The organism is Cardiobacterium sp., from assembly GCF_057314735.1.
In genome coordinates, this window is sequence record NZ_DBHKZK010000081.1 from 1 (window position 1) to 12,193 (window position 12,193).

8 protein-coding genes, 1 other RNA gene and 1 pseudogene are annotated in these 12,193 nt (G+C 56.7%); 1 reads left to right on the forward strand and 9 read right to left on the reverse strand.

What is annotated here, in order from left to right:
• Positions 1 to 245: 245 nt before the first annotated feature.
• From ACO54Z_RS12105 to ffs, 6 genes are all read right to left on the reverse strand, one after another.
• Positions 246 to 782, reverse strand: a complete 537-nt coding sequence (locus tag ACO54Z_RS12105) for an NUDIX domain-containing protein (RefSeq protein ID WP_485997247.1) — start codon at positions 780 to 782, stop codon at positions 246 to 248.
• 15 nt (positions 783 to 797) lie between these two features.
• The gene (locus ACO54Z_RS12110) at positions 798 to 1,739 is read right to left on the reverse strand and encodes a hypothetical protein (RefSeq protein WP_485997248.1); all 942 of its coding nucleotides are present in this window, start codon (positions 1,737 to 1,739) and stop codon (positions 798 to 800) included.
• A 40-nt stretch (positions 1,740 to 1,779) separates the two neighbouring features.
• Complete coding sequence (gene recR / locus ACO54Z_RS12115) at positions 1,780 to 2,385, reverse strand: recombination mediator RecR (RefSeq protein WP_485997249.1); 606 nt, start codon at positions 2,383 to 2,385, stop codon at positions 1,780 to 1,782.
• Positions 2,385 to 2,711, reverse strand: a complete 327-nt coding sequence (locus ACO54Z_RS12120; RefSeq protein WP_366916292.1) for a YbaB/EbfC family nucleoid-associated protein — start codon at positions 2,709 to 2,711, stop codon at positions 2,385 to 2,387. The genes recR and ACO54Z_RS12120 overlap by 1 nt, the downstream gene beginning before the upstream one ends.
• A 6-nt stretch (positions 2,712 to 2,717) precedes the next feature.
• Positions 2,718 to 4,664 carry a DNA polymerase III subunit gamma/tau gene (dnaX, locus tag ACO54Z_RS12125; protein WP_485997250.1) on the reverse strand — a complete coding sequence of 649 codons (1,947 nt, stop codon included), beginning with the start codon at positions 4,662 to 4,664 and terminating at the stop codon, positions 2,718 to 2,720.
• Positions 4,665 to 4,693: 29 nt separating this feature from the next.
• Positions 4,694 to 4,790, reverse strand: an RNA gene (gene ffs, locus ACO54Z_RS12130) — signal recognition particle sRNA small type.
• 115 nt (positions 4,791 to 4,905) lie between these two features.
• On the opposite strand from ffs, the gene ACO54Z_RS12135 reads away from it, so the two are divergent.
• Entirely contained in the window at positions 4,906 to 5,313 is a 408-nt protein-coding gene (locus ACO54Z_RS12135) for an OsmC family protein (protein WP_485997251.1), read from the forward strand.
• Between the two features lie 339 nt (positions 5,314 to 5,652).
• On the opposite strand, the gene ACO54Z_RS12140 is transcribed toward ACO54Z_RS12135, so the two are convergent.
• The 3 genes and pseudogenes from ACO54Z_RS12140 to ACO54Z_RS12150 form a co-directional block, all read right to left on the reverse strand.
• The gene (locus ACO54Z_RS12140; protein WP_485997252.1) at positions 5,653 to 6,750 is read right to left on the reverse strand and encodes a hypothetical protein; all 1,098 of its coding nucleotides are present in this window, start codon (positions 6,748 to 6,750) and stop codon (positions 5,653 to 5,655) included.
• A gap of 29 nt (positions 6,751 to 6,779) precedes the next feature.
• A pseudogene (locus tag ACO54Z_RS12145) lies at positions 6,780 to 8,309 on the reverse strand (polyamine aminopropyltransferase); the annotation flags it as partial.
• Positions 8,310 to 8,927: 618 nt separating this feature from the next.
• Positions 8,928 to 12,191: a transferrin-binding protein-like solute binding protein gene (locus ACO54Z_RS12150; RefSeq protein WP_485997253.1), complete on the reverse strand. Its 3,264-nt coding sequence runs from the start codon at positions 12,189 to 12,191 to the stop codon at positions 8,928 to 8,930.
• Between the last annotated feature and the right edge of the window lie 2 nt (positions 12,192 to 12,193).

Genomic DNA, 12,193 nt, shown 5'->3' on the forward strand with positions numbered 1-12,193 from the left:
CCGCTGCGGGTTTCGCCCTGCGGGAGAGGGAGGTCTAAATTGTAAACAGCCCTTAGGCGCTGTTTGCAATTCATTTTGGATGCGGTCGCTACGCGGTTTTTTATACCCCCTCCCCGGGTACCCACGAAAAAGGCATCCGCCTTTTTCGTGGGTACCCCCGCCCCTCCCCCGCTTCGCAGGGGAGGGGGATTCAAATTGCAAACACGCTCCTGAATCGTGAAAAACCGCCCCAAAGGGCGGTTTTTTTAGGGGTGCAGCAGCGTGGGTTCGCGGATGAGGGTGGCGACGGCGGCGCGGATGGAGGCGAGGCCGTAATCTTCTGCACGCAGGGCGGCGACGGGGCGGATGTCGAGCGCGGCGGCATCATCAGCGGCGCGGGCGTCGTGGAAATCCGGCACGCGGGCGAGGTAGAACAGGTCGGCGGTGAAGACGTCAATGCCGCTGTAGGGGTAGGTGTTGGGCAGCGAGAACAGGTAGCGCAGCGCGTGTGGCGCGAGGCCGGTTTCTTCGTGCAACTCGCGCCGGGCGGCGGTTTCAACCGTCTCGTGTGCCTCCACGAAGCCGCCGGGCAGGTCAAGCGTGCCCTTTGCCGGTTCGCGTGCGCGGCGCACGGAGAGGATTTGGCCGTGGTCATCAAGAACGATGCAGGCGACGGCGGCGGCAACGTTGTGGTAGTAGGTGAGGTCGCAATGCGGGCAATGCAGCGCGTGGCCGGGCGGGTGTTGCAGGCCGGGCGCGCCGCAGCGCGGGCAGTAGCGGAAGGTGTGCAGCGGGTGGGTCATGGTTTAGGGCGTGGTTTATAGCGGGTAGTCGTCCGGCATTTGGTAGCTGTGTTTCGCTGCGTCGTAGCGGAACAGGTATTTGTCCTGCCAGTATTCTTTGATGGGGGCGATGCGGTAGGCGCCGTTTGTCTCGCGGCCGGTAATTTTGCGGCCTTTAAAACCGCTGACGCTGATTTCCAACGGCCAATGGTTGTCGCTTGGGGCGAGGTCGCGGCGGATGGTGGCGATACCGTGCAGGTCGGCGCTGTTGGCAAGCGTTTCTTCCAAGCGGGTTTTGTCAGCAAATAGGTTGTCGTTGTCGCAGGTTTTTTGTTCGGCAGGTGCGCAAAAGTCTGCGTCCAAGCTGTAGGTGAGCGGGATGTAGCTTTCGGCGAGGCGCTCGCCGTCGTCGTATAGCAGGGTCAGGCCGCCAGTGGTTTCGCCGTTCGCGGTGAAGCTGCTTTGTCCGCTTACGCTCCAGTATCCGGCGCCCAATTCTTGCCATTGCCACGTTTCCGGCGCGCGTCCCCACTCACCGACTTCGCTTTGCACGCGCGCGGTTTCCCGCCATGCGCCGTTTTCGGCGGTAAAGGCATGAAGGACGACCAGCCCGCCGGCGAGGTGCGCACCACTGAGATTGTCGCCGCGAAAGAGCAGGTAGCAGCGTTTGCCCCGTGCGCCATCAACGGTTTTTTCGCTGTGCAGGGTCATGCAGTATTCATCGTTGCCGCTGCGGATGTAGTGGCATTCGCGCGGCGCGCCGTCGCTGATGCGCGCAAGGCGTTCGCTGGCGTCTGCATTGACGGGATAGTGCTGGTTCAGGGTTTGCTTGACGAGCGGGTCTTGTGCCGTACTGGCATCGCCCTGCGGTTGTTTGATTTGGGTGATGTAGTCAGTGCGTTCTGCGGCGGGTGCGGTCAGCGAGACGGTGCTGGTTAGCGCGAGGGCGAGCAGGGTGGCAAGGATGCGGATTGGCATAGGAAAAATTCCCGTTGTGGTGCAGTCGCGCGCTCTGCCGCTATTCGCTGCGGTACGGGCTGCGGGTGTTGAAGGCGAGCGAGAGGGTGCCTTTGTCGAGATAGGAGAGTTCGCCGCCCATCGGCACGCCGTGCGCGAGGCGGGTCGCGGGGACGTTGTGTTTGGCGGCGAGTTCGGCGAGGAAGTAGGCGGTGGTTTCGCCTTCGAGGGTGCTGTTGGTGGCCAGCACCATTTCTTTGATGTCGCCGGTGGCCAGCTGCTCATCGAGGATGTCCATGCCGAGTTCGTAGGGGCCGATGCCGTCCAGCGGCGAGATGAAGCCCATCAGCACGAAGTAGAGGCCACGGTAGTCGGTGGATTGTTCAAGGGCGAGGACGTCGGCAGGGGCTTCGACGACGCAGATGGTGCTGTGGTCGCGTCTGGGGTTGGCGCAGATGAGGCAAAGTTCGGCGTCGCTGATGTTGCGGCATTGTTGGCAACGGGTCGCGGTGTGCAGCGCGTGGTTGAGGGCATCCGCCAGTTGTTGGCCTTTTTGTGGTTGTTCAAGCAAAAGGCGCAATGCCATGCGTTGCGCCGTTTTGTTGCCGACGCCGGGCAGGCAGGTGAGCGCCTGCACCAGTTGGTCGAACGAGGGCGAGAAGCTCATCAGAAGGGCAGTTTGAAGCCGCCGGGCAGTCCCATGCCGCCGGTGAGGTTCGCCATTTCTTCCTGGGTCATGGCATTGACTTTGGCGCTGGCGTCGCTGATGGCGGCGGCGAGCAGCGCTTCGAGCATTTCTTTGTCTTCTTTCAGCGCTTCTTCGGAGAGTTCTACGCGCTGACAGGCGTAGTGGCCGTTCAGGGTGACTTTGACCGCGCCTGCGCCGGCGATGCCGACGATGTGGCGGTTTGCCAGTTCTGCCTGCATTTTTTGCATATTCTCTTGCATTTCCTGCGCTTTTTTCATCATGGTGCCGAGTTTGCCGGGTAGCATCATTTTTTACTCCTGTGTGTTCAAGGGTTGGATGTTGTCCACTTGCAGGGCGGCGCCGAAGGTGGCTTGTGCCGCCCGTACTTGCGGGTGGTTAAGGAATTCTTGTTCGGCGCGCTGTTGCGCGGCGGCATTTTTTTGCCGACGGTATTCGATGGGGGTTTTCAGATCGCCATCGCCGGGGCGGATTTCGAGGGTGCAAGGGACACCGAGCGCGTGGCTGAGGGCGGCGGCGGCCTGTTCGCGGTTTTGTGCCTGGTCGAAGATGATGCCGGTCGGCGCGGTGCAAAGGCTGAGGAGCGGCGCCTGCCAACTGGCGGGGATGCTGTTTTCGAGCAGCAGCAGCGGGTATTCGTGCAGGTCGAGGGTAGTGAGGAAGTCGCTCCAGCGTTCGGGGTTGTCAATCAGGTCGGCGGGGTCGGTGGTTTTGCCCGGAGCGGTTTTTGTCGCGGGTTCGGGGGCGGTTGCCACGGCAGGCGCGGCAACAGCTTCAGGCTTTTTTGCCGCTGTGCTTCCGTTGTCGTCGGGGATGGTTTCGCTGACCCACGGCGAGATGTCGCCGTTGTCCGGGGTATCGGCGGCGGATGGTTCTTCCCACGGCGGCGGTTCGTTGGCGATAGGTGTCGGGGACGGTTCGGCAGGAATGGCGGTCGCGGGTTCTTCCTCGCTCGCAGTAGGTGTTGCGGCGGGTATGGTCGGTGTAACAGGCACCGGGGACGGTTCGGCAGGAGCGGGTTCTGCCTGTGCTGATGCTTCACTCGCGGCGGTTTTCCCGTTTTGCAGGCTGGTCGCCAGTTCGGTGAGTGAAGTAGTGAGGTCTGCGCCCGCCGGGGCAGCTTCGCGTACCGGTCGCGCGTTCGCCGGATCGCTGGTGGGCAGCAGCGGTTGCAGGGCAATCATGCGCAGCAGGCTCATTTCCAGCGCCATGCGCGCATCCGGCTGGTAGGGCAGGTTTTGCCACGCTTCGCTGCCGATTTGATACCACAGTTGCAGCAGTTCGACCGGCAGGCGTTGTGCCAGTGCGTGCAGCGCCGCCGGGATTTCTTCGGGGTAGCGTTCCGCGCCGAGCTGGGCGATGGTGATTTTTTGCATTTGTTGCAGCAGGCGCAGCAGCAGTCCGGCATAATCGGGCGCGTATTCGTCCAGCGATTCGAGGATGTTGCGCAGACCGCCCGCGTCGCCGTCAGCGAGTAGGCGCAGCATATGCAGCAGCTGCGGTTCGGGGACGGCACCGAGCAAGGTGGCGACGTCATGGGTGCGGACGTGTCCCTGGCCGTAGGCCAATGCCTGGTCAAGCAGGCTGAGGCTGTCGCGCATACTGCCGGCGGCGGCATTGGCGAGCAGTTGCAGCGCGTCCGGCTCGTATTCGGCGTGTTCGGCTTGCAGGATGCTGGCGAGGTGTTCGCTGATTTGCCGCTCGCTCATGTTTTTCAGGTGGAATTGCAGGCAGCGCGAGAGGATGGTCGCGGGCAGTTTCTGCGGGTCGGTGGTGGCGAGGATGAATTTGACGTGCGGCGGCGGTTCTTCCAGTGTTTTCAGCAGCGCATTGAAGCTGCTGGCGGAAAACATATGCACTTCGTCAATGAGATAGACTTTGTATTGTCCTTTGACAGGCGCGTAGGGGACGTTGTCGAGCAGTTCGCGCGTTTCTTCAACGCGGGAGCGCGAGGCGGCATCTACTTCGATGAGGTCGGGAAAGCGCCCCTGGTCAATTTCCTTGCAGTGGTCGCATTCGCCGCAGGGATTGGAGCTGACGTGATTTTTCTGGCAGTTGAGCGATTTGGCGAAGATGCGGGCGATGGTGGTTTTGCCGACGCCGCGCGTGCCGGTAAAGAGGTAAGCGTGATGGATGCGGTTATGGTCCAGCGCGTAGGTCAGCGCCTGGGTCACATGCGTCTGGCCGACCAGTTCGTGAAAGTTTTTCGGCCGCCATTTGCGTGCGAGAACCTGATACATGGGGTGCTTGTTTGAGAAAAAGAAAAAGGCCTGCACCAGCTTACTCCGGCACCCGATTTCACCGCTACCGCTGCTTCCTTCCGGACCTGACGGGGTTTGCGGCTGATCGTTGCGAAGCGCCAATGCAGACCAGCGACGTATTCTACGGATTTTTTACCGGGATGCAACCTTTTCGCAAGGAAGCGTGCGCTGCGATAATGCCCGTGCCGGGCTGCCCGGCGCATTCAACCGGAGAGACACCATGACCCAACTGAACGTGATTTATCAGGGACAACTGCACTGCCACGCCGAACACGCCGCGAGTGGCGCGACGCTGTTTACCGACGCGCCTGTTGATAACGGCGGCAAGGGCGAAGGCTTTTCGCCGACCGATCTGGTCGCGACCGCGCTCGCCGCCTGCGTGCTGACGATGATGGCGAAGAAGGCGGAAAGCCTCGGCGTGCCATACCGCGAGCCGCGCATTACCGCCGAAAAACACATGAAAACCGAACCGCGCCGCATCGGCGAAATCGTCCTCGACATTTACTTTCAGGACAGCTACGACGAGAAAACGCGCCGCCTGCTGGAAGCGACCGCGCACGCCTGCCCGGTAGCGCAGAGTCTGCATCCCGATTTGGCGCAAACGCTGCATTTTCATTACCCCGCCTGAATGCAAAAGGCCTTCCGCAGATGGAAGGCCTTTTAAATTTACATACACTTGAGCGCTCGATGTGTATGTATATTTTCAGCGCTGCACTTCTCCCTGCTCTGCTCGATGCTACTGATCCGTTTGGCGCTTGGGCAGGACGCGGCAACGCGGCCCAGCCCGACGAAGGAATTGCGCCAGTATTGGGCGAAGGCGAGAGATTCGGTTTGCATGCTGCTGTCCTTACGGATGGGGATTATACATACAGGGTAAGCGCCACCTTGTAAATATAAATGAGGAAATCCTGTTGTTAGGTTATGTGCTGCACTAAGTCAATCTACTACTATCAGTAATATTTAAGGATTATTTTCCTTTTATCGCATCAATAATAGGCGCTATAGAATCAATCCCATCAAAGGTTCCAGGTATCTTGTTAGGGTTAAGTACTATTCCGCTAAATATTAGATTTTCAAACTTCTCCAAAGCGCCTCTGTCAGTTTCTTTGATTTTTTCGGCAAACTTAACATATTCTTCAATAAACTGGCATATAGATTGCCGTAATTCTAATTGCATTATTTGAGTTTGTAATGAGAGATAATGATTTAATACAACGCGAAATAAGTATATAAGGATCAATTCTAATCCAGCTACAGGTAAAAGATTTTGCCATTTCATATCAATATTACTATTAATAAGATAATAAGCCTCATAAGCGACTGGAGCTAGCAATATTATAGCAAGAACTACTAGTCCCCAAAAAGTCCAACATTTAGAACCATTTTTTTTATCTAAAATGTCTTTAAACCCTTGTGATAAACCAACAAAATTAAAGGCCATCTTGAATTTTCTTAAAGATTTTTCTAATTCATCTATTTTTTCTCTTTCTTTTTTTATTTCTTCTTTTTTTATTTCTACATCTTTAACTAAATTTTTATATTCTACAAATGCCTTAATCTCTTTATTACCTAAATGATAATTTAATATGTCAATTGGTAAGTCATATATTATATAACTAGCCAAATTATTAGGGTATGAAAATGGGCTTCGATGTGAATCAGTAACTATTTTTGATAATTCTTCATAATTTTTAATAAAACAATTCCAAATTTCTTCTTTACTGCTTAAATTTTCTTTAACATCATCTCTTATATAGGTTATGCCCTTAATCTTATCTACTATAATAGCCTCTCTTAGAAAAAATAAACTTATAAATAACAATCTATCATTAAATTGATTATCAATAATTGGGCGGCGAAGATCGCTAACAAATGAGCTCATAGTATCTTCTTCACTATAATTAAAAGGGCAAAGGGATTGCCACATATCAGGCGAATTATTTATTCGCAGTAAAATATTCTTACACAATTCTACTTTGTATTTATTATTATCTACGTTATAGTTTTCTAATTCTTGAATTGCAGTTATCAATAATGTTTGATTTATAGGGTGTTGAACACTCATATCTAACTCCTAAAATTTAAAAATATTTTTCACCTTTGCACCTCCCCCCAATCCTGCTCGAAGTAACTCACCAGTTTTTGCGTATTGAGGTAATTCGGCTCAACGGCGCGGCGTGCCATGTCCGGCGGGAAGCGGAACATTTCTGCTGCCGTTTCGCCGTTTAAGTAGCGGGTGGGGACATCAAAGCGGGTTGGCACGGGAAAAGCGTCCGCGTGCGCGGCGAGGACGTAGCCCCATTCGCCGAAGGATGGCACGTAAACGTGATACGGCGCGGTGTGCAGCCCCGCCGCTTCCAGCGTCGCCACCACCGACCAGTAGGCGTTGGGCGCGAAGTAGGGTGAGGTGGATTGGACGACGATGTAGCCGCCGGGCGCGAGGTGGCGCGCGACGAGGCGGTACATCGGCACCGAGTAGAGTTTGCCGAGGGAGAAGTTGGACGGGTCGGGCAGGTCGATGATGATGACGTCGTATGCGCCACGGTCGGTTTCCAGCCATTGGGCGGCATCGGTGTTGATGACGCGCAGTTTCGGATGGGTGAGCGCGCCGCCGTTGAGTGCGCTCAGGGTGGCGGAGGTGGCGAAGGTGCGGGTCATTTCCGCGTCCAGGTCAACGAGGGTAATGTGTTGGACTTGCGGGTATTTCAGCACTTCGCGCGCAGCGAGGCCATCACCGCCGCCGAGGATGAGGACGCGCGCGGGCGAGCGCGCCATTTGCATCGCCGGCAGTACCAGCGCTTCGTGGTAACGCGCTTCGTCGCGCGAGGAGAATTGCAGGTTGCCGTTCAGATAGAGGCGGGTATCGTCTTTCCAGCGGGTGATGACCAGGCGCTGGTAGGGGGTGTGGCGCTCGTACACGACGGGGTCGCCGTAGTAGCTTTGTTCGGCGAAAGCGGTGATGCGGTTGGCGGCGAGGAAGGCGGCGGCGAGTGCGATGAGAACCAGCCAGCCGCGCAGGCACAATGAGGGGTAACGCGGCAGTTGGTGGCGGAATACGCGGGCGGTGAGCAGGGCGACGGCGGCGTTCAGGATGCCAAAGAGCAGCGCCGAGCGCGCCATGCCGAGGCGCGGCGCGAGCAAGAGCGGGAAGAGGAGCGAGACGGCGAGCGCGCCGAGGTAGTCAAAGGTCAGTACGCGGGCGACGAGGTCGGCAAATGCCGCCTGTTCGCGGTGCAGGACGCGCATCACCAGCGGGATTTCCATGCCGACCACGGTACCGGTAATCAGCACGAAGGCGTAAAGCAGGCTGCGGAAGGGGGCGGCGGCGAGGCCAAAGGCGACGAACAGGGCGAGTGCGGACAGCCCGCCGATGATGCCCACCAGCAGCTCGATTTCGATGAAGCGGGTGAGCGCGTCTTCGTCCTTGATGTAGCGGGTGAGGTGCGCGCCGATGCCCATTGAGAAGAGGTAGAGGCCGATGATGCTGGAGAACTGGAGGATGCTGTCGCCCAAAAGGTAGCTGGCAAGCGCGGCGATGATGAGTTCGTAGGCGAGGCCGCAGCTCGCGACGATGAAGACGGAGATGATGAGGGTGCGGTGGCTGTTCATGTGGCGTTTGGCATCCGGTTGTGTTGTGGCGGCGTGGGTTGCCCCACATTTGGAGGGGGCGGATCAGGCGGCTTTGCCTAACCTTTTTTGGGGCGATGATACGCCGCTTCAGATTTTACTGGCGGAGTGTAGGGGCTGTTTGTAATTGGTCATAACACGATGATTTTGTTCGTGGGTTTGGTTAGTGAGGAACGGACAACTGGAACAGCTCGCGTAGCGACAAGCATTGCTTGCGAAGCAGAGAGGGGTTTGGGGTGAGAACAGCAAAACCATTGAAAAACAGGAATTTCAGTTCATGAACAATATCGCTCACCCCCACCCCGACCCTCCCCCGGGCCCCACGCAAAATGCGGACGCATTTTGCGTGGGTACCCGCCCGCTACGGGCTTCGCCCTGCAGGGGAGGGGGAATTTCACCCGCAGACTCTAAACAGGTTCTAACCGCTTCTATAGGGACGTCGCCACAAATGCCATCAACTCGCGGGGCGTGTGGCGCAGACACGTGTTCTCAATTTTTACTGCGTGCGTGTCGGCTGTACCGCCACACATCCCACGCGGGGGGGGAGGAGGGCGGTGGCCGCCTCCGAAAATAGAAACGGCCTCTTGCGAGGCCGTTTGGTTTGTGGCGACGGGATTATTCGCCGGTGGCTTGGGTGTTGCCATAAACGTTGTTGCTGTCATCACCCTGGAAGGTGTTGCTGCCGCCGGTTTTGGCTGCACCAAAGACGCCGCCCCAGTCGCCCACTTCGTAGGCGGAGCCGTATTTGTCGTCGGGCTTGACCGAGTTGAACGATCCGCCCATTTCTTCTGCCTGTTTGCCAAAGAAGGCAGCGCGGAAATCGGCTTCGTCGTTGCCGGGAATGTAGGCGCGGTCAGCCTTGCCGATGACGGTGTTGCCGGTGATGTCGCCTTCAAATGCCACCAGTTTGTCATGAACGACGGTGGATTTGTTTTCGTTCACCAGCCAGGCGTTATAGACGTCGCCCTTGACCTTGCGCGTGCCGAAATCGACGTTGGCTTCAACGAAGTTGCCGAGGCCGAGCGTTGCCGAGCCGCGTACGCGAGCACCACCGTCAAAGGCGTTCGGCAGGTCTTGTTTCGGCGGGATTACGTTCACGTTGCCGGTCACGCCGTGGAAGTCGTTGTTGATGCCGTACATCAGCGCGTGGCCGTTGTAGATCGCGCTACCGTTTTGTGGCATATCTTCGATGGAGGTCGCATCAATACCGCGGAAGAAGTAGTGATCGACGCTGTCCTGCGAGCCTTTTACCGCAAACGGTGCGCGGAGGAAGCCATCACCATACGGGCCTTCGCCGCTGGCTAGATCAAGCTGGGTAGTCACGCGACCGTACTGCACTTTTTTCAGGGTCATCGGCACGGCGCCAATGCTGTATTTGTCCGCCTTACTGTCCAGATCCGGCACGCCGCCCCACGGTGACTGGAACGGTGCCTTGTCTTCAGGGATGATGCCTTTTACTTTGGCGACAAAGGAACGCGCGCCGGAGTAGCTGTTCATGCTCATGTCCTTGACTTCGCGTTTTTCCTGGTCAGCCCAGGCGAGGTGATAGTGGCCGAAGATGCGGCTGGTGGTTTTGTGGTGATCTTCCCATCTGCCGTCTTTCCAGATCAGCTCCTGGCCGAGCGTTTTCATCTTGCCGGTGCTGTCCAGGCCGCCGATACGAATTAGGCCGTTGGTGATGTCGCCAGTCGGCTGGATTTCGACGTCGCGGTCGCGGGCGTCGGTACCAGTAGCTGTCAGAGCATCGGGCTTGCCCCAAACCAGGTCTTCCGAACCTTCACCGCCCTTACCGCTGACGTTACGATCAACCCGACGGGCGCGCGGGTCTTTGCCGTTGGAAGTGGCGTGGTTTTCAAAGGCGCTGTCCTGGGTACTCCACCAGATGAGATTGGCGCCGTATTTTTTCTCGTATTCCTGCTTGTAACCGGGGGCGCCCGCCTTCCAGATACGCGGGTCGGAGAACTGGACGACGCTGTTGTCCTGATCCCAACCGATATAGTAAGGGCCGCGGAATTCGCCTCTTTGACCGCCACCTTCATTTTTGGGGTCTTTCCAGTATGCCCATTGTAATTGCGGTGTACCTGTTCCGGTATAAGCGCATTCATATTGGGTGGCAGAGCCGCAGGCTTTTGCGGTAGTTCCATTGACTTCGCCTGTGATTTCGCTGGAAACGGCGCCCGTCTTGTTTAGATTATTGACGACTGTATTGTGGTAGTAATCTCCATCTCCTTCATCTTCAAAGGTTACTACCTTGTTGATAGTGTATTCCTTAGGATCCTTGTCTTTTGTATGATTCGGATCGGTAGGAGTAGGATCTGGAACCTGAACACGGTTTCCGGCACCATCCAGTTCATATTCTTTGACTGCTACAGAATGAAGCACACGCCATCCCTGATGCAATGTCCATGTCCATTCATTGGCAATCGGGTTGACCAGCGGGCGAATAGCTTTCGGCTGACGAATGGCGGTGAATTTTTCCCGTTCGAGATAGATATGCTCATGAGATCTGGGATCTTCTGCATTGGTACCGGAATAAAGGGTGCGGTTGTCTTCCTCGTTATATTCCGTATTGGGATAGCCAAACATCTCATAGGAGAAGCGCGGATAGCCGCCATTTGGCCAGCCCTGATTATATGTATATTTTTTGGAGCCACGGGTATCTTTTGTCAGGGAACCGGGCAAAGCGCCAGTACGGGTTACGGCGGTGGTGCGCTCTATGGTTTTGTTAAAGCCGCCCTGACTCCAATCCACAACCCCATTGATCCGGCCAAATTTGCTTTTTCCTTCAGGATCCGGCGTTGCCGACGGAAAAATGGGAGTGCCATCAGCGGTAGTGAACGTTCCCCGGTTGCGCCAGGCGTTCAGATTGGCAACCTGCTCTGGGTCATCTGGGCTGTCATCCTTGCCGGTGGGCATATTGCCATAGAGTTTCTCGTCATTCTGGACGGAGCCATAGGCAGTTTGATACCAGGTGCCGATATTGACCGGGTGGCGGGAGGCATTGTTTTTGCTTGACCAGTCAGTCGCCATCAGTTCTTTTTGTAATTCGTCCGGATTATTGGCTTTACCCGGTAATGGTGGTGCCAACGGCTGGGTTTTTTCGCTGGCAGTAGCCGTAAATTCTTTGTCGTTGGTCGGGTCTTGTGAGTATTTCTCCAAATCGGCAGCTTCCGCATTCGGATAATCGACAAACGGCTGGCGGTATTCAAAACGCGGGGTATAAACATATTCAACCCGCTCACGGGTAAATTCGCCGGTTTTGTCGGTGTTGTTCTGGATGTGGGTATCAATGTTGTGGTCGGCGCCGAGGCGGTTGTCGGCTTTGCTGAAATCGGCAGAGCCGACCTGCTTGAAGGCACCGGCGAGGATGTCCACGTTTTTGAAGTTCTCTACTTGCAGGCTCGGATTTTCGCGGGCATGGCCGTCCGGGGTCAGCGGTTCGTTTTCGGTGCCGCCCGCGAACTGAGCGCGCACGGCCTTGTCCGCCTCGCGTTCGAGGTCGCGGCGGGCGAGAACGATGTTGGTCAGTTTCGGGTTCTGTTCGTTCAGGGTGACGCCGAGCAGCGGGGTGGCGGAGGCGGGCTTGCTCGGGTTGTAGATGCGGTCAAAGTCCGAGCCGTCGCGGCGGATGTATTGCAGGCCGCCCACGGTGCTTTCTTTGCTGAGGTCGCGGCCATCCACGACTTTGGTGCCGGTCGGGTCAACGATTTTGTCGTCGTTTTTCGGCTCCGGCTGCGGCTGCGGCTTGTTGTTGTCTGGCGCGGGTGCGGGAGGCGTGGGCGGATCTACCGGCTTGTTGCTGTTGTTGTCATCGCTGCCACCGCAGGCAACAACACCGAGGGCGACCATAATGGCCACGGAAAGGTTGGTTAGTTTCATGG

What these genes read in the sequence shown, in the direction of transcription:
- ACO54Z_RS12105 (WP_485997247.1), bottom strand. Translation starts at nt 782, where the DNA reads ATGACCCACCCGCTGCACACCTTCCGCTACTGCCCGCGCTGCGGCGCG.
- ACO54Z_RS12110 (WP_485997248.1), bottom strand. Translation starts at nt 1,739, where the DNA reads ATGCCAATCCGCATCCTTGCCACCCTGCTCGCCCTCGCGCTAACCAGC.
- recR (WP_485997249.1), bottom strand. Translation starts at nt 2,385, where the DNA reads ATGAGCTTCTCGCCCTCGTTCGACCAACTGGTGCAGGCGCTCACCTGC.
- ACO54Z_RS12120 (WP_366916292.1), bottom strand. Translation starts at nt 2,711, where the DNA reads ATGCTACCCGGCAAACTCGGCACCATGATGAAAAAAGCGCAGGAAATG.
- dnaX (WP_485997250.1), bottom strand. Translation starts at nt 4,664, where the DNA reads ATGTATCAGGTTCTCGCACGCAAATGGCGGCCGAAAAACTTTCACGAA.
- ACO54Z_RS12135 (WP_485997251.1), top strand. Translation starts at nt 4,906, where the DNA reads ATGACCCAACTGAACGTGATTTATCAGGGACAACTGCACTGCCACGCC.
- ACO54Z_RS12140 (WP_485997252.1), bottom strand. Translation starts at nt 6,750, where the DNA reads ATGAGTGTTCAACACCCTATAAATCAAACATTATTGATAACTGCAATT.
- ACO54Z_RS12150 (WP_485997253.1), bottom strand. Translation starts at nt 12,191, where the DNA reads ATGAAACTAACCAACCTTTCCGTGGCCATTATGGTCGCCCTCGGTGTT.